This window comes from Erwinia wuhanensis, assembly GCF_030484085.1.
Taxonomy (GTDB): domain Bacteria; phylum Pseudomonadota; class Gammaproteobacteria; order Enterobacterales; family Enterobacteriaceae; genus Erwinia; species Erwinia aeris.
Window position 1 is genome coordinate 335,833 of the sequence record NZ_JAUJUH010000005.1, and the last position, 20,156, is coordinate 355,988.

Here is a 20,156-nt window from a genome sequence, read left to right on the forward strand (position 1 = left end):
TATTACTGGCGTAGCGCCCGGCGTTATCGCTTAGCGACGCGCCAGCAGCAGTCCTACCACCAGGCCCAGCGTAGCGCCTACGCCGATGCCCTGCCACGGCTTCTCATGAACATACTCATCAGCACGGCTGGCAACTTGTTTAGCGCGATGGTAGTAGTTATCTGAGGCGTTGCTGACGCGTGCTTTAACGTCGTTCAGCGATTTTTCCGCTTTGGCTTTCAGCTCAACATATTTCTGATCGGCCGGATCGCCAGATGATTTCAGCACTTCCTCCAGCGTTTCGGTCAGCAGAGCCAGATCGTCATCCAGGCGGGTGTCGAGTTCTTGTGGGTCAGTTGTCTTAGCCATAACATCTCCTTGTGCGAATAATACCTTTAACTATAGACACTTTTTGCCGCTTTGCTTGTTTATCCGCCCAGGAATCGGCTGATATTGATTCCCGTTAAATGCCTGCTTTTGTCAGATTTATCTGCTAAATTTTGCCTGACTGAATTTCTGACGCCACACGCTGTCGTAACTCCCTGTGACCCGCTCACAATTCAGCTAAAACAGGCTCTTATAGCCACAGATCTAGCGCAGTTTTTACAGTTCCGTTCAGCAAAGGATATGACTCTGGCATGAATCGAAGAATGTTTATGAAGGCGTCAATGGCTTTCGCTACGGTAAGCGGGATGTCCGGTTTATCGACGTTGTTTGCACAGGCCGCCTGGGCCGACACCGATATCGCCGACGGCTCGGCAAAGCGTTTCGATTTTGACGTGTTGCAAAAAATGGCCGCAACCCTTGCGCAGAAACCTTACGGCGGCGCGCCCGCTCCCCTGCCCGAAACGCTGGCCACCCTGACGCCGCAGGCCTACAACGAAATTCAGTACGATGCGAATCATTCGCTGTGGAACGGCAACGCCGATCGCGAGCTTGACGTGCAGTTTTTCCACGTCGGCATGGGGTTTAAACGCCGTTTACGCATGTTCTCCGTGGATGCCGATCGGCAGGCGCGTGAAATTCACTTCCGCCCCGAGCTGTTTAACTACAACGACGCCAAAGTCGATACTAAACAGCTGGAAGGCAAAACCGATTTAGGCTTCGCCGGTTTCCGCGCGTTTAAAAAGCCGGAGCTGGCCAGCCGTGATATCGTCTCCTTTCTGGGCGCCAGCTACTTCCGCGCGGTTGACGATACTTATCAGTATGGTCTTTCCGCACGCGGCGTGGCTATCAACACCTTCGGCAGCAAAGAAGAGTTTCCGGACTTCACCGCCTTCTGGTTTGAAACGCCAAAAGCCGATGACACCACCTTCACCGTCTATACCTTACTGGACGGCGAGAGCTGCACCGGCGCGTTTAAATTTATTATTCACTGCGAAGAGAAACGCGTAGTCATGGAGGTGGAAAACCACCTTTATGCCCGTAAAGATATCGACCAGCTGGGCATTGCACCAATGACCACCATGTTCAGCTGCGGCACCAACGAGCGCCGCATGTGTGACACTATCCATCCGCAGATCCACGACTCCGATCGCCTGGCGATGTGGACCGGCAGCGGCGAGTGGATCTGCCGCCCGCTGAATAATCCACAGCGGCTGACGTTTAACGCCTATCAGGACGAGAACCCGCGCGGCTTCGGCATGTTGCAGCTGGATCACGACTTTGAGAATTATCAGGATGTGATCGGCTGGTACAACAAGCGTCCGAGCCTGTGGGTGGAGCCGGTCGGCAAGTGGGGCAAAGGCGCAATTAACCTGATGGAGATCCCGACCACGGGCGAAACGCTGGATAATATCGTGTGCTTCTGGCGTCCTACAGAAAGCATCAAGGCCGGCAGCGCGCACAGCTTCAGCTACAAGCTTTACTGGAGCGGCCTGCCGCCGGTTCACAGCGATCTGTCGCGCGTGAAGGCAACCCGCACCGGTATGGGCGGCTTCCCTGAAGGCTGGGCGCCGGGCGAGCATTATCCGGACGTCTGGGCACGCCGTTTTGCGGTGGATTTTGTCGGCGGCGATCTGAAAGCGGCCGCGCCAAAAGGCATCGAACCGGTGATTACTGTCACCTCGGGCACCGTTAAACAGGTCGAGATCCTGTATGTCGAGCCGATTGACGGCTATCGCATTCTGTTTGACTGGTATCCGAACAGCGATTCCGTCGAGCCGGTTAACCTGCGTTTGTTCCTGCGCACCAAAGACCAGACGCTGACCGAAACCTGGCTCTATCAGTATTTCCCACCGGCGCCGGATAAGCGTAAATACGTTGATGACCGGCAGATGACGGCGGGCTAAACGTTAACAGGCGAGGAACTCCTCGCCTTTTTTATCCCTGTTCAATTCAGGCAAATGGCACAGGGATACTCGCAAAAGCCGTCCGGCTAATTTCTGTTACCTACAAAGAAAGTCCTGTGCCGACATCAGGCTACGATGCCTGGCGCGAGAAGAACGGCGCTGCCTGCTGTAGAAAAAACCGGACAGCACTATCCCATCGGGTAGCGCAAGCCAACCTGACGCCCCTGCCTCACGCCCGGTTGAGCTAAGTAATTCTAAGCCAGCCACTCCGTATCGAGCTTGCTGGCCTCTGTCATCAATCCGATCGCCAATATCCGCAATGGAAAATTGTATATACAAAAAATCCTTTAACTTTGGTATTAAAATAAGAAAACCACTTGAAATGGCTATAAAGTGGACTTATCTTGTATATACAAAAATCAGGGAAGAAGGATGAAACATCATGGAGCTGATGATTTCTCAGAAAATCAGGCTGAAACTGTCTGAAAAAAAGCCTCCCGTAACGGAAGATGAAATAATCCAGTGCTTTTCCAACAGGGACGGGCATTTTCTTGAAGATAACAGAGAGGATCATCAGTCAGATCCTCCGACGCGTTGGTTTATTGCTGAAACGGATTATGGAATAAAACTCAAAGTGGTTTTTATCTTTTATCCGGGTAGAGGGGTAGCTATCAGGACGGCCTACGCCCCTAACGATGACGAAATACGCATCTACAACAAATATGGATACGAAAAACTATGAGTAACAACGTTAACAAGCCAGACCAAAACGCCTCTCTCATCGCCTCAACGGATGCCGCATGGGAAGAAGGCGTGCTTGGGCGTAGCGAAGCGCATGTTAAAATTTCCAGCGAGGCAAGCGCTACGGCGTTTGAAAAAGAGATTAATGAGGCGCTTGAGCTACAGCCTATCTCAATACGTCTTAACAAGTCGCTGATTGAAGATCTCAAAATGATTGCAGAGCTTGCGGGGCTGGGCTATCAGCCGCTGATCAGGCAGGTGCTGACAAGATTTACCGACTGCGAGAAAAAAAGAATTTTACGCCAGGTTCACTCTGAAGAGATGAAAAAACAGTCCGGCAAGAAAGCAAAAAAAGTGGCGTGACCCGCCCGGATAGCCCTGCTAACGCAGGGCTTGCCACCGCTGGCAAATGTCAGCAGCCGACGTGCTGTTAAGAAGCCATTGTTAAGGCGTCTTTCCGCTCTCTTACTTATTTGTGTATCCGCGCCCTTTCCATATCCACATGCGGGATGCCGTCTTCCGGATAGACCTCGCCCGTCGGCTTAAAGCCAAACTGTCCGTAAAAATCCTGCAGATGCGCCTGAGCGGATAAAAAGATGTCGTGCTGCGGCCAGTGGCGCTCGCAGTCAACAATCGCCTGCTCCATCAGCCGGTTGCCCAGCTTCAGGCCTCGCGCCTCGCCAGAGACGATCACTCGCCCAATCTTCACCGGCTCCTCGTCGTTTTTTGGCGCAAGCAGGCGCGCATAGGCCAGCAGCTGGTTATTCGCTATGCCCAGTAAATGACGGTTCTCACCGGCCAGATCCGCGCCGTCCACGTCCTGATAAGGACAGTTCTGCTCGACGATAAACACCGCATTGCGTAACGCCAGGATCTGGTACAGCTGAGTTGCATTCAGCTCGCTATGATGTAGATTCTGCCAGCGGATCTCCATTTTCTTTCTCCCGATGTGCGTCAATTTTGTTACTGTCAGGTGAGGGATACTGCCATTCCCTTCCGCACAGGCTAAGGTTTTATATGACAAAAATAACCGATCATAAAGAGTATTTCGATACCTGCTTCGACAGGCAGGCGCTGCCGTCCGCCTGTTTTGAAGGCGTCATTTTTGAAGGATGCGACTTCAGCCACTGCAACTTTACCGCCGCCAGGTTTATCCGCTGCAAATTTATTAACTGCCGCTTCGACCAGTGTAATCTCAGCGTGATGGAAATGCCCGATTCGCGTTTTAACGAGGTCATCTTTACCGAATGCAAACTCAGCGGCACAGACTGGACGCGCGCTTACTGGCCCGCTTTTAATCTGGATCACGAGCTGCGTTTTACGCAATGCCTGTTGTCCAACGCCTCCTTTTTCGGCCTGACGCTGCAAGAAGTGAAAATGATGGAGTGCCAATTGCATGACGTGGATTTCAGAGAGTGCGATCTGAGCAAAGCCGAAATACTGAACTGCGATCTGGCCGGAAGCTTGTTTAACAGAACCAATCTTCAGGCGGCGGATTTGACCGACTCGCGCGATTTCTCCATCAATGTACTGAACAATTCGGTGGCAGGCGCAACGTTTTCCCGTCTGGAAGCGTTAAGCCTGCTGGAAAGCCTGGGCGTCAACCTGGTGGACTGAAGCCTGCCCGGTTGCGCACAAAAAAAATCCCGGCCTGTCAGTCAGGAGCCGGGATTTTTTAACAGCCTGCTGAGTTACATCAGCGGCTGCGCCATCTGCACCAGCGAGATCAGCGGCTGCGGATAAATACCCAGCACCAGCACCAGAATCGCCGAGATCAGTACAACCACGCCGCCGGCGGTAAAGGCCCAGTTAGCTGGCGTATCGCGCTGCAACAGCTCCGGTGGGTTCAGATACAGGCTAACGGTCACGCGCAGATAGTAGTAAAGGCCGATTGCGCTGCCTACCACTACCGCACCAGTCAGCCACCACAGCTGCGCGCCCACGCCTACGGCAATCACGTAAAATTTACCGATAAAGCCCAGCGTCATTGGGATACCCGCCAGCGACAGCATCATTACCGTCATCACCGCCGACAGGATCGGACGGTGCCAGAACAGGCCGCGATAGGAATACAGCGAGTCCGCGTCCGGGCCGCGATACGGGCTGGACATCAGGCTGACCACGCCGAAAGCGCCCAGGCTGCTGAACAGATAACCGGCCAGGTAAACGCCCACCGTTTCCAGCGACAGCTGATGCGTCTGGATAGCAATCAGCGCCACCAGCAGATAGCCCAGATGCGCAATGGAAGAGTAGCCCAGCAGACGTTTGATATTGCTCTGCGAAATCGCCATCAGGTTGCCGAACAGAATCGAGGCAAACGCGATAATCGCCAGCACCAGACGTACCGCTTCGCTGTCGGCGGCCGGCGCGTACAGGAACAGGCGCATCACCACGCCGAAAATGGCGATTTTGCTGGCGGTCGCCAGGAAGGTCGACACCGGCGCAGGCGCGCCCTGGTAGACATCCGGCGTCCACAGGTGGAAAGGCACCAGCGACAGCTTAAAGCCCAGGCCCACAATCATCATGCCCAGCCCCGCCAGCAGCAGCGGCTGTTGCAGCATTCCGTCGTTCAGGCTGCGGCCCAGCGCAATAAAGCCCAGGTTGCCGGAGTTGGCATAAAGCAGCGCCATACCGAACAGCAGAAAAGAGGAAGCCACAGCGGACATAATGGTGTATTTGATGCTGGCTTCCAGCGAGCGCTTCAGCTGGAAGGCGTAGCCCACCAGGCCGAACAGCGGCAGGGAAATCAGCTCAATACCGATAAACAGCGAAGCCAGGTGATTAGCGCTTGCCAGCACCACGCCGCCCAATGCTGCAATCAGCACCAGCAGGTAGAACTCTTCCTGGTTATCCGGGTAGTTGGTCAGCCACGGATAGGCGAAGGTGCAGGTTGCCAGGCTGGCTAAAATCACCAGGCCAGTATAAAGCATCGAATAGCCATCGACGCGCAGCAGCGGCGTCACGTCCATCGCGCCCGCGTGTCCCACGAACCAGAGTGAGAACAGCGCCAGGTTCAGCCCTACTACCGCCAGCGTGGCATTGACGAAGTGGTTGCGCCGCCACGCAATGGAGAGCATCACGACTACCACCGTCAATCCGACGATCAGCATGGGCAGCAGCGCGATCAAATGTTGAGGAGTTATTGTCATGGCGAATTACGGCCTTGTAGTTGAAATTGAAGCGGTAAACCACTGCTGAATATTGCTCATTGCAGCATGTGAGGTGTCCAGAATCGGCTGTGGGTAAACGCCCAGCAGCAGCAGCAGAACCACCAGCACCATAATCATCAGGAACTCGCGCGGCGACATGCCCCGCAGCGGCGTTTCTGACTTCGGTGCGCCGTAATAGGCCCGCTGCATCATAATCAGCGAGTATACGGAAGCGAACACCAGACCAAAGGTAGCAATGACGATGATCACCGGCACCGACTGGAAGCTGCCGGTCAGGATCATAAATTCGCCAACGAAATTACCCGTGCCCGGCATCCCCAGATTCGCTACGGCAAAGAACAGCGACAGACCTGGCAGCCACTTGATGCGCGCCCACAGCCCGCCCATCTGACGCATATCGCGAGTGTGCAGACGCTCATAAAGCTGGCCGCACAGGATAAACAGCGCTGCAGCGGAAAGGCCGTGCGCAATCATCTGCACTACCGCGCCCTGGAAAGCGAGCTGGCTGCCGGTATAGATAGCAATCAGCACAAAGCCCATGTGCGAAATAGAGGTGTAGGCGATCAGGCGTTTGATGTCGTACTGCGAGAAGGCCATCCAGGCGCCGTAGAAAATCCCGATAATCCCCAGCCACATCGCAATCGGCGCGAACTCGGCGGACGCGTTCGGGAACAGCGGCAGCGCAAAGCGCAGCAGACCGTAAGCCGCCGTTTTCAGCAGAATGCCCGCCAGGTCAACGGAACCGGCCGTCGGGGCCTGACTGTGCGCATCCGGCAGCCAGCCGTGCAGCGGCACCACCGGCATTTTCACCGCGAAGGCGATAAAGAAGCCCAGCATCAGCAGATACTCAACGGTGTTGCTCATTGGCGTTTTCAGCAGATCTTCGTAGTTAAACGTCCAGACGCCCGTGGCGTTGTAGTTAACGAAGACCAGCGCCAGAATCGAAATCAGCATCACCAGGCCGCTGGCCTGAGTGTAGATAAAGAACTTGGTGGCTGCGGTGATACGCGTTTTCCCGTCCGACGCCTTGTGTCCCCACAGCGCGATCAGGAAGTACATCGGCACCAGCATCATTTCCCAGAAGAAGAAGAACAGGAACAGATCGATAGCCAGGAACACGCCGATAACGCCGCCCAGGATCCACAGCAGGTTCAGGTGGAAAAAGCCCTGCCATTTCTCAATTTCGTTCCAGGAGCAGAGGATAGCCATCACGCCCAGCAGGCCGGTAAGCACCACCATCAGCAGCGACAGGCCGTCCAGCGCCAGATGCACGTTGATACCGAAACGCGGTATCCAGGAAACCAGAAACTCGGATTGCCACTGCGGCAGCCCGGCGGCCTGGGTCAGCGAATAGCCGCCCTGCAGCCAGAGCTGTAGCGAGAGCGCCAGCGTCAGCCCCATCGAGATCAGCGCTATCCAACGCGGCACCTTGCTCCCGAAGCGTTCAAACTGCCAGCAAAGCAGGCCGCCGATGAACGGGATGAGTATAAGCCAGGGTAATAACATGGCGATTTGATTCCCTTTTCTGAACCTGCATGGGCTATCTTACTGGCCATTTTTGCCCCCGGCAGTGCTCGCAGTCCTCACATACTAAAGTATGCTGCGGGTGCGGCGCGCTGGCGGTGACAAAACTGACTGCGCCGATGACGCCCAACATTCAGGTAATTTTTAACATCTTTTAATTCTGGGTGAGTGTTTACCCCACCCCGCTCACAAACTTTTAGACCACCATCAACAGCGCGAGCACCACGACCGCACCGACGCTCATCGAAGCGACGTACCAGCGCAGATAGCCGTTTTCGCTGACCACCAGCCCTTTGTTAGCCAGGCGGGAGAACAGGGCCGGGATATTCATCAGCGCATTCAGCGGATCGCGTGACAGGGCCCAGGCGACGAACAGATAAGGCTTGACGAAAATTTTGTCGTAAAGCCAGTCGAAGCCCCAGGCGGCGAACCACCAGGTGGTGAAGAATCGGCCAACCGCGCTGCCAGCGATGCTGTTAACCAGCGAGCGTTTGCCCAGCCACAGAAAGGCCGCCAGCAGGATGCCGATAATCGCCACTACGCCAGAAGTGATTTCCAGCGTCAGCACGCTGCCGTGCGCCAGCTCGGTGGTTTCCGGCAGCACGCCGCGCAGCGGAGGAACAATCAGCGCACCAATAAAGGTGGAGAGGATCAGCAGCACAATCAGCGGCAGATGGTGCGTAATGCCTTTGCCTGCGTGCGCGTGAATTTTCTCTTCGCCGTGGAAGGTAATAAAAATCATGCGGAAGGTGTAGAGCGAGGTCATAAAGGCCCCGACCAGACCGGCCACCATCAGATTAATATGACCGTTCGCCAGCGCACCCGCCAGGATCTCGTCCTTACTGAAGAAGCCAGCGGTGATCAGCGGCAGCGCCGACAGCGCCGCGCCGCCTACCAGGAAGCAGGCATAAACCAGCGGGATGCTTTTGCGCAGGCCGCCCATTTTGAAAATGTTCTGCTCGTGGTGGCAGGCCAGGATCACCGAACCGGACGAGAGGAACAGCAGCGCTTTAAAGAACGCATGGGTCATCAGATGGAAAATCGCCGCATCCCACGCCTGCACGCCAAGCGCCAGGAACATGTAGCCAATCTGGCTCATGGTGGAGTAGGCAAGCACGCGTTTGATATCGGTTTGCACCAGCGCGGCAAATCCCGCCAGCACCAGCGTAATCGCGCCAATAATCCCCACCAGGTGCAGCACTTCCGGCGTCATCAGGAACAGACCGTGGCTGCGGGCAATCAGATAAACGCCCGCCGTTACCATGGTCGCGGCGTGGATCAGCGCAGAGACCGGCGTCGGGCCTGCCATCGCATCCGCCAGCCAGGTTTGCAGCGGCAGCTGTGCCGATTTACCTACCGCGCCGCCAAGCAGCATCAGCGTCGCCCATTGCAGCATATGGTTATCCGCCGCAAAGTGCGCAGGCGCCAGCTCGACCATCTCACGGAAGTTCAGCGTGCCCAGCTCGTTGTAGAGAATAAACAGCGCAAACGCCAGGAAGACGTCGCCGACGCGCGTGATGATAAAAGCTTTCATCGCCGCCGCGCCGTTGTTCGGGTTGGTATAGTAGAAACCGATCAGCAGGTAAGAGCAAAGCCCCACGCCTTCCCAGCCCAGATACATCAGCATCAGGTTATCGGCCAGCACCAATACCACCATGCTGGCGATAAACAGGTTGGTATAGGCGAAAAAGCGCGAGTAGCCCTCTTCGCCGCGCATATACCAGGAGGCGAACATATGGATAAAGAAGCCAACGCCCGTGACCACCGACAGCATGGTCAGAGACAGGCCGTCCAGCGTCAGGTTGACTTTGATATCAAAGTTGCCAACGTGCATCCAGGTCCACAGCGCCTGATTAAACACCGCCTGGCCCTGCGCAAAGAAATCCAGCCCGGCATAGAGCGTGACCAGCGCGGCCAGCCCTACGGAACCCATCCCTACCGTAGCGGCCAGATTTTCTGACCAGCGGCCGCGCGAAAACGCCAGCAGCACGAAACCGATCAGCGGGAACAAAATAGTTAAATAGAGAAGATTCATCCGCGCATCTCGCTCACTTTATCAATATTGAGGTTCTGGCTGCGACGATGCAGCTGCAGCAGCAGCGCCAGGCCAATACTTGCCTCGGCAGCGGCCAGGCTGATCGCCAGGATATACATCACCTGACCGTCCGCCTGTCCCCAATAGCTGCCCGCGACTACAAACGCCAGCGCCGCCGCGTTGATCATGATCTCAAGGCTGATCAGCATAAACAGCAGGTTGCGGCGGATCACCACGCCGGTCAGGCCAAGCACAAACAGGATGGCCGCCAGGATAAGCCCGTGTTGCAAAGGGATCATGCGTTTTCCTCCTTCTTCACCGCATCAGGGCGATTGCTTAACACCTCGCCCGGACGCTGTTCGCGACCGATATGGTAAGCCACCACCAGACCGGCCAGCAGCAGCATGGAAGCCAGCTCCACCGCCAGAACGTAAGGGCCGAACAGGCTGATGCCGACCGCTTTGGCATCGATCATCGTGCCGTCAATGCCCTGGTCATTAATAGTCAGGATGGCGTAAACCATCACCACCAGCAGCAGCAGCGACAGCAGACCGGGGCCGAACCAGACGCCCGGCTTCAGCCACTCGCGCTCCTGCGCCTGCACGCTGTCGCCCAGGTTTAGCATCATCACCACAAACACGAACAGCACCATGATAGCGCCCGCATAAACGATAATTTCCAGCGCCCCGGCGAAATAAGCGCCCAGCGAGAAAAACACGCCCGCCACCGAAAGCAGTGAAATAATCAGATATAACAGCGCGTGGACCGGGTTGGTGTGGGTGATAACGCGCAACGTCGTCAGCACGGCCACCAGTCCGCAAAGATAAAACGCAAATTCCATGCCTGGCTCCTTAAGGTAACAAACCCTTGACGTCGATGGGTTTGGCTTCGCTTTCCGCTTCACCTTTGTCTTTGCCTTCGATCGCCATGCCCGCCATCCGGTAGAAGTTATATTCCGGATATTTGCCCGGCCCGGAGATCAGCAGGTTCTCTTTTTCATAAACCAGATCCTGCCGCTTAAACTCGCCCAGCTCGAAATCAGGGGTAAGCTGGATAGCGGTGGTCGGACAGGCTTCTTCACACAGGCCGCAGAAAATGCAGCGCGAGAAGTTGATGCGGAAAAACTCCGGATACCAACGGCCGTCCAGCGTTTCTGCCTTTTGCAGCGAAATACAGCCTACCGGACAGGCTACCGCGCACAGGTTACAGGCCACGCAGCGCTCCTGGCCGTCGGGATCGCGGGTCAGCACGATGCGGCCACGGTAGCGAGGCGGCAAATAGACCGGCTCCTCCGGGTACATCTGCGTTTCACGCTTGGCAAAAGCATTCGATCCGATCAGGACGATACTGCGTACCGTGGTGCCGAACCCTACCAGAATATCTTTTATTTTCATGGTAATAACCTCTTACTGCGCGTTGTACAGAATCACTGCGGCAGTCGCCAGCAGGTTCAACAGCGTCAACGGCAGACATACTTTCCAGCCGAACGACATCACCTGGTCGTAGCGCGGACGCGGCAGCGCAGCACGGATCAGAATAAACATCATCATGAAGAAAGCTGTTTTAATCGCGAACCAGAAAACGGGCGGCAGCCACGGACCGTTCCAGCCGCCGAAGAACAGCGTCACAATCAGGGAAGAGACAGTTACGATACCGACGTATTCACCGACAAAGAACAGGCCGAACTTCATACCGGCGTATTCGATGTGGTAACCGTCGGCCAGCTCCTGCTCTGCTTCCGGCTGGTCAAAAGGATGACGGTGACAGACCGCGACGCCCGCAATGGCAAAGGTCAGGAAGCCAAAGAACTGCGGAATGATGTTCCACAGGTGCTGCTGGCTGTTGACGATATCCACCATATTGAAGGAACCGGCCTGCGCCACCACGCCCATCAGCGACAGGCCGAGGAACACTTCGTAGCTCAGCGTCTGCGCCGAGGCGCGCATCGCGCCCAGCAGCGAGTATTTGTTATTACTCGACCAGCCCGCAAACAGCACCGCGTACACGGCCAGACCGGCCATCATCAGGAAAAACAGCAGACCGATATTCAGATCCGCGCCCATCCAGGTCGAGGTGACCGGCACAATGGCCATTGCCAGCAGCAGCGAGGTGAACGCGATCATCGGCGCCAGCGTAAAAATCACGCGGTCGGTAAACGGCGGCGTCCAGTCCTCTTTAAAGAACATTTTGATCATGTCCGCCACCAGCTGGAGCGAACCGCCCCAGCCGACGCGGTTTGGCCCGTAGCGGTTCTGGAACAGGCCCAGCAGGCGACGTTCGCCAAAGCTCATAAAGGCGCCGCAGCCTACCACCACAAACAGGATCACCAGCGCTTTGCCGACGGCAATCAGTACATCTGTAACTTCCGGTGTCAGCCAGCTCATTGTGTTGCCTCCTGCAGATCCTCAATACTTGCCCCCAGCAGGAACGGCGGTACGCCCGGCAAGCCCAACGGTAAACCCACCTGCCCTGCCTGCAAGGCGGTCGAGAAGCGAACCGGCAGACGCAGCGTTTCGCCCGCGCAGCGGAAGGCGACCGTAGCGCCTGCGTTGACGCCCAGTTTCGCCGCGTCTTGCGGGTTAACCATCACGTAAGGCAGCGGCATACGCTGCTGGAATACCGGTGAACGCTGGGTCATCTCTTCGCTGCCGAACAGATGGAAGTAAGGCGCGACGCGCCAGCCGTTCTCTTTGCCCGCGAAGGCTTCCGGCACGGCGGTGAACCATTCCAGCTGGCCTTCGCCCGCTTCGAACAGGCGCACGCCCGGATCGCCAAAGCGCAGTTTGCCGCCCACTTCGTCCTGGAACTTATTCCACGCCTGCGGAGAGTTCCAGCCTGGCGCCCAGGCAAACGGGATCTGCGAACGAGGCGCATTCGGCTGGTTGTTCCCTTCCATAGAGAAGGCGAACATGGTGTCTTTATCCTGCGGCTGACGCGGTTCGTGCACGCTGATATTGGCGCGAGCCGCGGTACGGCCGCTGGCGCGGATCGGCGAGCGGGCCAGTTTCTGACCGCGAATACGGAAGCTGGCGTCCGGCGCGGCGGCCTTGATCCCGGCCAGCTGCGGTAGCGCCGCCACGCAGGCATCGATTACGTGATCGAGCTGCGTCCAGTCCACTTCGCGGCTGCTGATGGTGCTGGCCAGCGAGTGCAGCCAGCGCCAGCTTTCCAGCATCTGGATTTTGTCATCGTAGTAGGACGGATCGTAAACCTGGAAGAAGCGCTGCGCGCGGCCTTCCTGATTGACCACGGTGCCGTCGCTTTCCGCAAAGCTGGCGGTGGAAAGGATCAGACCCGCTTTCTCGGTGGTCGCCGTGCGTTGATGATCGATAACGATCACGTTCGGCGTGTTGGTCAACGCCGCATCGACACGGGCTTTTGGCGCATGGCGATAGAGATCGTTTTCCATAATGATAACAGCATCGGCAGAGCCACTTGAAAGCTCGTCGAGCGCTGCATCCAGCGGCTTGCCGCCGATCATGCCCAGGCCCACGCTATTGGCTGCGCCGGATAGCAAAGTGATACCCACGTCCGCGCCGCGTCCTTTCAGCGCTCTGGCAACGTTAGCCGCCGCCTGGATCATCGCCTCGCTGCCCGCGTGCACGCCGGAAATAATCAGCGGTTTCTTCGCGCCGGCCAGCGCCTGTACCACTACGTCGATCTTACCGCTCAGTTCACGATCGAGACCGTCTACCGCCGGCGCCGTTTCATCCAGCGCGTTAGCAATAGCGAAGCCCAGACGCGCCTGATCTTCCACCGGTGCGCGATAGCTCCAGGCGGCGATGTCGTCCAGACGGGTTTCGTCTACGTTGGTGACAAACAGCGGATGTTTGGCGTGTTGGCCGATGTTCATAATCGCCGCAATCTGCCAGTCGGCCACTTTCTGCGCCGCCGCCATTTCGCGCGCTTTGCCCTTAACGGCCTGGCGCACGGAGAGCGCGATGCGTGCGCCGACCTGGGTCAGATCTTCGCCCAGCACCAGCACGGCATCGTAGCTTTCGATTTCGCGCAGCGCTGGCGTATGGATACCGCCTTCGCGCAGTACTTTCAGCATCAGTTCCAGACGCGCCTGCTCGCCAGCCGGAATACCGGTGGAGAAGTTCTCGGCACCGACCAGCTCACGCAGCGCGAAGTTGCTTTCAACGCTGGCGCGTGGCGAACCAATACCAATCACTTTTTTCGCCTGGCGCAGCACGTCCGCCGCGCCCTGCATCGCCTGCTCGGCGTTGAGCGCGATCCAGTCGTCGCCGCGACGCTGCATCGGCTGGCGCGGACGATCCTTCAGGTTAACGTAGCCATAGCCGAAGCGGCCACGGTCGCACAGGAAGTACTGGTTTACGGTGCCGTTATAGCGGTTCTCAATACGACGCAGTTCGCCGTAACGCTCGCCGGGGCTGGTGTTGCAGCCGACGCTGCACTGCTGGCAGATGCTTGGCGCGTACTGCATATCCCATTTACGGTTATAACGCTCGGAGTGCGTTTTATCGGTAAATACGCCGGTAGGGCAGATTTCCACCAGGTTGCCGGAGAACTCGCTCTCCAGCACACCGTCTTCCGGGCGACCGAAGTAGACGTTGTCATGCGCGCCATACACGCCCAGGTCTTTGCCGTCCGCGTAATCTTTGTAGTAGCGCACGCAGCGATAACAGGCGATACAACGGTTCATTTCGTGCGAGATGAACGGGCCGAGATCCTGATTGCGGTGGGTGCGTTTGGTAAAGCGGTAGCGGCGGAAGCTGTGGCCGGTCATCACCGTCATATCCTGGAGATGGCAGTTACCGCCCTCTTCACAGACCGGACAGTCGTGCGGGTGGTTGGTCATCAGCCACTCCACCACGCTTTCCCGAAACTCTTTCGCTTCGCCGTCATCAATAGAAATAAAGGTGCCGTCGGAGGCTGGCGTCATACAGGACATCACCAGGCGACCACGGGTATCTTCGGCATTCTGGAATTGCTTTACCGCGCACTGGCGGCAGGCGCCGACGCTACCGAGCGCCGGATGCCAGCAAAAATAAGGAATATCAAGGCCGAGCGAGAGGCAAGCCTGTAGCAGGTTGTCCGCGCCGTCGACGTCGTATTCTTTACCGTCTACATGAATTGTAGCCATAGTGAAATTGCTCAAGTAAGGCTCGAAACCGAGCGTTAAACACAATTCTTTAAATAACCGTCTTACGTGACGTTGTAGCGGTGTTAGCGGCGTTCTCTTACCCCGGTCACTTACTGAAGTAAGCTGCCGGGGATGCGTTCTCTTGCTGCCTGGCTACAACGCCAATTAATTTGGTTATTTCGCGCATTTCTTTGTTTGCACGGTATTTTTACCAGCGCGCCTTCAACAGGTTCGCCTGGATACCGGCGATCGCGTGCGCGTTGCTGTAAACCTGCGGCGCCATGCCGGCTTCAAATTCTTCACGGAAATACTTGATGGCGCTCTGCAGCGGCTCTACCGCGCCCGGCGCGTGCGCACAGAAAGTTTTGCCCGGCCCAAGCTGGCGGCAAAGCTGCAGCAGGGTTTCGATATCGCCCGGCTGGCCTTCTTTCCGCTCCAGCGCGCGCAGGATTTTTACGCTCCACGGCAGGCCGTCGCGGCACGGCGTACACCAGCCGCACGACTCGCGAGCAAAAAACTCTTCCAGGTTGCGCACCAGCGATACCATATTGATTTCGTGGTCGACCGCCATCGCCAGCGCGGTGCCCAGACGGCTGCCCGCTTTGCCAATGCTGGCGAACTCCATCGGCAGATCCAGATGCGATTCGGTCAGGAAGTCGGTGCCCGCGCCGCCCGGCTGCCAGGCTTTAAACTTCAGGCCATCGCGCATGCCGCCCGCGTACTCTTCCAGAATTTCGCGCGCCGTGGTGCCGAAAGGCAGCTCCCAGACGCCAGGGTTTTTCACCCGGCCGGAAAAGCCCATCATCTTGGTGCCGGTATCGTCGCTCTTAGAGATGTTCTTGTACCAGTCGACGCCGTTGGCGAGGATTGCCGGCACGTTGGACAGCGTTTCCACGTTATTGACGCAGGTCGGCTTGCCCCAGACGCCTGCCGAAGCAGGGAAAGGCGGCTTGGAGCGCGGGTTAGCGCGGCGGCCTTCCAGCGAGTTAATCAGCGCGGTTTCTTCGCCGCAGATATAGCGGCCCGCGCCGGTATGCACGATCAGCTCGAAATCAAAGCCGGTGCCCAGAATGTTTTTGCCGAGATAGCCCGCTTCGGTCGCTTCCGCGATGGCGCGACGCAGGTTGACGGCCGCTTCAATATATTCGCCGCGCAGGAAGATATAGCCGCGATACGCTTTCAGCGCGAAGGCGCTAATCAGCATCCCTTCCACCAGCTGGTGCGGCATTTGCTCCATCAGCAGACGGTCTTTATAGGTGCCCGGCTCCATCTCATCGGCGTTACACAGCAGGTAACGAATGTTCATGGATTCGTCTTTCGGCATCAGGCTCCACTTCAGTCCCGTGGAGAAACCTGCGCCGCCGCGCCCTTTCAGGCCGGAATCTTTTACCAGCGCCACGATTTCGTCAGGCGCCATGCCCTTCAGCGCCTTTTCCGCTCCGGCATAGCCGTTTTTGCTGCGATATTCATCGAGGAACACCGCCTGCTTGTCTTCGCGCATACGCCAGGTCAGCGGGTGCGTCTCTGCAGTACGAACAATCTCTTTAATGGTCATTGATACTGCTCCAGTAACGTGACGACGTTTTCCGGCGTGAGATGCACATGCGTGTCCTCATCCACCATCATCGTCGGGCCTTTGTCGCAGTTGCCCAGGCAGCAGGTCGGCAGCAGCGTAAAGCGGCCGTCCGGCGTGGTCTGGCCCGGCTTGATGTTCAGGCTGGCTTCCAGCGCTGCCTGAATACCCTGATAGCCGGTGATATGGCACACCACGCTGTCGCAGTAGCGGATCACATGGCGGCCAACCGGCTGGCGGAAGATCTGGCTGTAAAACGTGGCTACGCCCTCTACGTCGCTGGCCGGAATGCCCAGCACGTCGGCAATGGCTTTGATAGCGCCATCCGGCACCCAGCCACGCTGTTTCTGCACGATTTTCAGCGCTTCAATCGACGCCGCCCGCGCATCTTCGTAATGGTGCTTTTCCTGTTCTATCGCATCATGCTCTGTCGCACTCAGGACGAAAGCATCTGAAGGCTCGATCGTTTCGATCGCAATTCTTTGATCGTGCATAATTAGCGGTCCACGTCTGACATAACAAAATCAATACTGCCGAGGTAAACGATCAGATCGGATACCAGGCTGCCGTTGATGACGGAAGGGATCTGCTGCAGATGCGGGAAGCTAGGCGTGCGCACGCGGGTGCGGTAGCTCATGGTGCTGCCGTCGCTGGTCAGATAGTAGCTGTTGATCCCTTTGGTAGCTTCAATCATCTGGAAAGACTCGTTGGCCGGCATCACCGGACCCCACGAAACCTGCAGGAAGTGGGTGATCAGCGTTTCAATATGCTGCAGCGTGCGCTCTTTCGGCGGCGGCGTGGTCAGCGGATGATCGGCTTTAAACGGCCCTTCCGGCATGTTTTTCAGGCACTGTTCCAGGATGCGCATACTCTGCCGCATCTCTTCCATTTTCAGCATAACGCGGGTGTAGGCGCAGCTGATGCCGTCACCAATCGGCACTTCAAAATCAAAGTTTTCGTAGCCGGAGTAAGGACGCCATTTGCGCACGTCGAAGTCCAGACCGGTTGCGCGCAGGCCCGCGCCCGTGGTGCCCCATGCCAGCGCCTCTTCCATGTTGTAGGCGGATACGCCTTTGGCGCGGCCAATCAGCACGGAGTTTTTCAGCGCCGTCTGTTCGTAGGCCTTCAGGCGCTTCGGCATCCAGTCAAGGAATTCGCGCAGCAGACGATCCCAGCCCTTCGGCAGATCGTGCGCCACGCCGCCGATGCGGAACCACGCCGGATGCATACGGAAGCCGGTAATAGCTTCCACCACGTCATAAATTTTCTGGCGGTCGGTAAAGGCAAAGAACACCGGTGACATCGCCCCGACGTCCTGAATAAAAGTAGAAATATAGAGAAGGTGGCTGTTGATACGGAACAGTTCGGAAAGCATCACGCGGATCACGTCAACGCGCTCAGGCACTTTAATGCCCGCCAGCTTTTCTACCGCCAGCACGTAAGGCATCTCGTTTACGCAGCCGCCAAGATATTCAATGCGGTCGGTATAGGGGATATAGCTGTGCCAGGACTGGCGCTCGCCCATCTTCTCCGCGCCACGATGGTGGTAGCCGATATCCGGCACGCAGTCGACAATCTCTTCGCCGTCCAGCTGCAAAATAATGCGGAAAGCACCGTGCGCCGAAGGATGGTTAGGGCCCAGGTTGAGGAACATAAAGTCCTCGTTGGCGGTGCCGCGCTTCATGCCCCACTCTTCCGGCTTGAAGGTCATCGCCTCCATTTCCAGATCTTCTTTCTGCTTGGTCAGCTCGAAGGGATCGAATTCGGTAGCGCGCGCCGGGTAATCTTTACGCAGCGGATGACCTTCCCAGGTTTGCGGCATCATGATGCGCGTCAGGTGCGGATGGCCGTCAAACGTAATACCGAACATCTCCCAGGTTTCGCGCTCGTACCAGTTGGCGTTGGCGAAAATTTTGGTGATGGTAGGTACATGCAAATCGTTTTCGGACAGCGCCACCTTGAGCATAATGTCGCGATTGCGCTCAATGGACAGCAGGTGATAGAAAACGGAAAAATCCGCCGCTGGCAGTCCGTCGCGATGCGTGCGCAGGCGTTCGTCCATACCGTGCAGATCGTACAGCATGACATAAGGCTTCGGCAGCTTGCGCAGAAACTCTACAATTTCCAATAATTGTTCGCGTCTTACCCAGACCACCGGAATGCCGGTGCGGGTTGGCTGAACGGTAAAGGCATCTGGCCCAAAACGGTTACGCAATTCGCCGATCACCGGATCATCCAGGTGATCCCGGGTTTGCCATTCTGGCTGAGCGAGATCTTGCGTGGTTAAATCTGTCATAGGTCGTTCACCATGTGGGCCTGTCGACAGGCACTCAGTATTGGCGTCAGAACAGGCCGCCCGCGTATTATTTTTTTCTGCGTGCTGTTTGGGCCTTGTTCATTAACTCTTAAATTTCGTCCGGGGTGCGCAAGTTGGTGACCGCAATGCGTTCGCCCTGCTTCCTTTCACGTTCGGACTGCATGTTGGCTCGATAAACGCCCTGATCGCCGACCACCCAGGAAAGCGGACGACGCTCTTTGCCGATCGATTCCTGGAGCAGCAGCAGAGCCTGCATATAGGCTTCGGGGCGCGGCGGACAGCCGGGAATATAAACGTCAACCGGCAGGAATTTATCCACGCCCTGCACCACGGAATAGATATCGTACATGCCGCCCGAGTTAGCGCAGGCACCCATCGAAATCACCCACTTGGGCTCCAGCATCTGGTCGTAAAGACGCTGAATAACCGGTGCCATTTTGGTGAAAGGCGTACCGGCTACTACCATGAAGTCGGCCTGACGAGGCGAGGCGCGGATAACTTCGGAACCAAATCGCGCCACGTCGTGCACGGAGGTAAAGGAAGTTGTCATCTCTACGTAACAACAGGAAAGGCCGAAGTTAAACGGCCATAGAGAGTTTTTACGTCCCCAGTTCACCATATCGTGCAGAGCGTGTTCGAGCTTGCCCATATAAACGCTCTGATGAACGTGCTTTTCCAGCGGGTCGGTGACGATCTCCTGCTTCTGCAGCGGGTAGCGATCGTTATCGCCGTTCGGGTCTGCGCGGGTTAGCGTATAATCCATTGTTATGCCTCGCTTTTACTGCGTGTGACGATGGGAATGCGAAACGGTAGTGGTTTTGGCTACCACACGGCGAGGTGGGGGTGCCCAGTCCAGCGCGCGGATCCGCACCAGATAAACCAGTCCGGCAAGCAGTACCAAAATAAAGATGGTGGCTTCGATAAAGCCGATCCAGCCGCTTTCGCGGATGGCGGTCGACCATGCATACAGATAGAGCGCTTCCACGTCGAAAATGACGAAGAACATGGCGACCAGGTAGAACTTGGCGGACATGCGCATCTTGGCGGTGCCGACCGGCGCGGCGCCGGACTCAAAAGGGGTATTTGTGTATCTTCCGCGTGCTTTTCCGCCCAGAAACCACGCTCCGGCTAACATTGCACAGCACAGACCGATGGAGACGATCAGAAATACGGCAAACGCCCAATGATGAGCGACGACTTCAGTGGTTGTTGACATACACTCTGCTTAACTCAATAAAGGGCGTCAGGGGGCTGCTCTCATGCACGGCAGTTGGCTGAAGCCTCGATTCACGGGAAAAAATAAAAAACCAGATAAACTATGCTGTCTTTGTTGAGTAAGCAGCAATTTTATGGGGTTTTTTACTCCTTTATATAACCTTCTGTCAACTTTCATAAAAGTATCCGTAGGTTATTTTACAC

The 20,156-nt window shown here is 56.7% G+C and carries 19 protein-coding genes; 4 read left to right on the forward strand and 15 right to left on the reverse strand.

Annotated features, from left to right (window positions below; all coding sequences use genetic code 11):
- Positions 1-30: 30 nt before the first annotated feature.
- A complete protein-coding gene (gene elaB, locus QZH36_RS14250) occupies positions 31-348 on the reverse strand; it encodes a stress response protein ElaB (RefSeq protein ID WP_253459807.1) in 318 nt (105 codons plus the stop codon).
- A 269-nt stretch (positions 349-617) separates the two neighbouring features.
- On the opposite strand from elaB, the gene QZH36_RS14255 reads away from it, so the two are divergent.
- From QZH36_RS14255 to QZH36_RS14265, 3 genes are all read left to right on the forward strand, one after another.
- On the forward strand, positions 618-2,270 hold the full coding sequence (locus tag QZH36_RS14255; protein ID WP_125288238.1) for a glucan biosynthesis protein D: 1,653 nt from the start codon (positions 618-620) through the stop codon (positions 2,268-2,270).
- Positions 2,271-2,712: 442 nt separating this feature from the next.
- Complete coding sequence (locus QZH36_RS14260; RefSeq protein ID WP_125288239.1) at positions 2,713-3,012, forward strand: hypothetical protein; 300 nt, start codon at positions 2,713-2,715, stop codon at positions 3,010-3,012.
- Complete coding sequence (locus QZH36_RS14265; protein WP_301730499.1) at positions 3,009-3,374, forward strand: hypothetical protein; 366 nt, start codon at positions 3,009-3,011, stop codon at positions 3,372-3,374. The genes QZH36_RS14260 and QZH36_RS14265 overlap by 4 nt, the downstream gene beginning before the upstream one ends.
- Before the next feature lie 106 nt (positions 3,375-3,480).
- Here the strand turns inward: QZH36_RS14265 and QZH36_RS14270 are convergent, their stop codons facing one another.
- A complete protein-coding gene (locus tag QZH36_RS14270; RefSeq protein ID WP_253459804.1) occupies positions 3,481-3,945 on the reverse strand; it encodes a GNAT family N-acetyltransferase in 465 nt (154 codons plus the stop codon).
- An 83-nt stretch (positions 3,946-4,028) separates the two neighbouring features.
- On the opposite strand from QZH36_RS14270, the gene QZH36_RS14275 reads away from it, so the two are divergent.
- Positions 4,029-4,628 (forward strand): pentapeptide repeat-containing protein, encoded by a 600-nt coding sequence (locus tag QZH36_RS14275; RefSeq protein ID WP_301730500.1) that lies wholly within the window; start codon positions 4,029-4,031, stop codon positions 4,626-4,628.
- Positions 4,629-4,702: 74 nt separating this feature from the next.
- Here the strand turns inward: QZH36_RS14275 and nuoN are convergent, their stop codons facing one another.
- The 13 genes from nuoN to QZH36_RS14340 form a co-directional block, all read right to left on the reverse strand.
- On the reverse strand, positions 4,703-6,160 hold the full coding sequence (gene nuoN, locus QZH36_RS14280; protein WP_253459799.1) for an NADH-quinone oxidoreductase subunit NuoN: 1,458 nt from the start codon (positions 6,158-6,160) through the stop codon (positions 4,703-4,705).
- A 6-nt stretch (positions 6,161-6,166) separates the two neighbouring features.
- Positions 6,167-7,687 carry an NADH-quinone oxidoreductase subunit M gene (nuoM, locus tag QZH36_RS14285; protein WP_253459796.1) on the reverse strand — a complete coding sequence of 507 codons (1,521 nt, stop codon included), beginning with the start codon at positions 7,685-7,687 and terminating at the stop codon, positions 6,167-6,169.
- A gap of 214 nt (positions 7,688-7,901) precedes the next feature.
- Positions 7,902-9,740, reverse strand: a complete 1,839-nt coding sequence (gene nuoL, locus QZH36_RS14290) for an NADH-quinone oxidoreductase subunit L (RefSeq protein ID WP_301730501.1) — start codon at positions 9,738-9,740, stop codon at positions 7,902-7,904.
- The gene (gene nuoK, locus QZH36_RS14295; RefSeq protein WP_034894855.1) at positions 9,737-10,039 is read right to left on the reverse strand and encodes an NADH-quinone oxidoreductase subunit NuoK; all 303 of its coding nucleotides are present in this window, start codon (positions 10,037-10,039) and stop codon (positions 9,737-9,739) included. The genes nuoL and nuoK overlap by 4 nt, the downstream gene beginning before the upstream one ends.
- On the reverse strand, positions 10,036-10,581 hold the full coding sequence (nuoJ, locus tag QZH36_RS14300; RefSeq protein WP_125288247.1) for an NADH-quinone oxidoreductase subunit J: 546 nt from the start codon (positions 10,579-10,581) through the stop codon (positions 10,036-10,038). The genes nuoK and nuoJ overlap by 4 nt, the downstream gene beginning before the upstream one ends.
- Positions 10,582-10,591: 10 nt before the next feature.
- Positions 10,592-11,134 (reverse strand): NADH-quinone oxidoreductase subunit NuoI, encoded by a 543-nt coding sequence (gene nuoI / locus QZH36_RS14305; protein WP_253459790.1) that lies wholly within the window; start codon positions 11,132-11,134, stop codon positions 10,592-10,594.
- Between the two features lie 12 nt (positions 11,135-11,146).
- Positions 11,147-12,124: an NADH-quinone oxidoreductase subunit NuoH gene (gene nuoH, locus QZH36_RS14310; protein ID WP_253459787.1), complete on the reverse strand. Its 978-nt coding sequence runs from the start codon at positions 12,122-12,124 to the stop codon at positions 11,147-11,149.
- Positions 12,121-14,847 (reverse strand): NADH-quinone oxidoreductase subunit NuoG, encoded by a 2,727-nt coding sequence (gene nuoG, locus QZH36_RS14315; RefSeq protein ID WP_253459784.1) that lies wholly within the window; start codon positions 14,845-14,847, stop codon positions 12,121-12,123. Before nuoG ends, nuoH begins: the two co-directional genes overlap by 4 nt.
- A 208-nt stretch (positions 14,848-15,055) precedes the next feature.
- Positions 15,056-16,396, reverse strand: coding sequence for an NADH-quinone oxidoreductase subunit NuoF (gene nuoF / locus QZH36_RS14320; RefSeq protein ID WP_253461264.1), 1,341 nt, complete (start codon positions 16,394-16,396; stop codon positions 15,056-15,058).
- Between the two features lie 2 nt (positions 16,397-16,398).
- Positions 16,399-16,914: an NADH-quinone oxidoreductase subunit NuoE gene (gene nuoE / locus QZH36_RS14325; RefSeq protein ID WP_253459782.1), complete on the reverse strand. Its 516-nt coding sequence runs from the start codon at positions 16,912-16,914 to the stop codon at positions 16,399-16,401.
- 2 nt (positions 16,915-16,916) lie between these two features.
- The gene (nuoC, locus tag QZH36_RS14330; protein WP_253459780.1) at positions 16,917-18,716 is read right to left on the reverse strand and encodes an NADH-quinone oxidoreductase subunit C/D; all 1,800 of its coding nucleotides are present in this window, start codon (positions 18,714-18,716) and stop codon (positions 16,917-16,919) included.
- A gap of 109 nt (positions 18,717-18,825) precedes the next feature.
- Positions 18,826-19,500: a NuoB/complex I 20 kDa subunit family protein gene (locus tag QZH36_RS14335; RefSeq protein WP_125288254.1), complete on the reverse strand. Its 675-nt coding sequence runs from the start codon at positions 19,498-19,500 to the stop codon at positions 18,826-18,828.
- 15 nt (positions 19,501-19,515) lie between these two features.
- Entirely contained in the window at positions 19,516-19,953 is a 438-nt protein-coding gene (locus QZH36_RS14340; protein ID WP_253459778.1) for an NADH-quinone oxidoreductase subunit A, read from the reverse strand.
- Positions 19,954-20,156 lie beyond the last annotated feature (203 nt).

Coding starts and splice junctions, on each gene's coding strand:
- elaB (WP_253459807.1), bottom strand. CDS start 348: ATGGCTAAGACAACTGACCCACAAGAACTCGACACCCGCCTGGATGAC.
- QZH36_RS14255 (WP_125288238.1), top strand. CDS start 618: ATGAATCGAAGAATGTTTATGAAGGCGTCAATGGCTTTCGCTACGGTA.
- QZH36_RS14260 (WP_125288239.1), top strand. CDS start 2,713: ATGGAGCTGATGATTTCTCAGAAAATCAGGCTGAAACTGTCTGAAAAA.
- QZH36_RS14265 (WP_301730499.1), top strand. CDS start 3,009: ATGAGTAACAACGTTAACAAGCCAGACCAAAACGCCTCTCTCATCGCC.
- QZH36_RS14270 (WP_253459804.1), bottom strand. CDS start 3,945: ATGGAGATCCGCTGGCAGAATCTACATCATAGCGAGCTGAATGCAACT.
- QZH36_RS14275 (WP_301730500.1), top strand. CDS start 4,029: ATGACAAAAATAACCGATCATAAAGAGTATTTCGATACCTGCTTCGAC.
- nuoN (WP_253459799.1), bottom strand. CDS start 6,160: ATGACAATAACTCCTCAACATTTGATCGCGCTGCTGCCCATGCTGATC.
- nuoM (WP_253459796.1), bottom strand. CDS start 7,687: ATGTTATTACCCTGGCTTATACTCATCCCGTTCATCGGCGGCCTGCTT.
- nuoL (WP_301730501.1), bottom strand. CDS start 9,740: ATGAATCTTCTCTATTTAACTATTTTGTTCCCGCTGATCGGTTTCGTG.
- nuoK (WP_034894855.1), bottom strand. CDS start 10,039: ATGATCCCTTTGCAACACGGGCTTATCCTGGCGGCCATCCTGTTTGTG.
- nuoJ (WP_125288247.1), bottom strand. CDS start 10,581: ATGGAATTTGCGTTTTATCTTTGCGGACTGGTGGCCGTGCTGACGACG.
- nuoI (WP_253459790.1), bottom strand. CDS start 11,134: ATGAAAATAAAAGATATTCTGGTAGGGTTCGGCACCACGGTACGCAGT.
- nuoH (WP_253459787.1), bottom strand. CDS start 12,124: ATGAGCTGGCTGACACCGGAAGTTACAGATGTACTGATTGCCGTCGGC.
- nuoG (WP_253459784.1), bottom strand. CDS start 14,847: ATGGCTACAATTCATGTAGACGGTAAAGAATACGACGTCGACGGCGCG.
- nuoE (WP_253459782.1), bottom strand. CDS start 16,914: ATGCACGATCAAAGAATTGCGATCGAAACGATCGAGCCTTCAGATGCT.
- nuoC (WP_253459780.1), bottom strand. CDS start 18,716: ATGACAGATTTAACCACGCAAGATCTCGCTCAGCCAGAATGGCAAACC.
- QZH36_RS14335 (WP_125288254.1), bottom strand. CDS start 19,500: ATGGATTATACGCTAACCCGCGCAGACCCGAACGGCGATAACGATCGC.
- QZH36_RS14340 (WP_253459778.1), bottom strand. CDS start 19,953: ATGTCAACAACCACTGAAGTCGTCGCTCATCATTGGGCGTTTGCCGTA.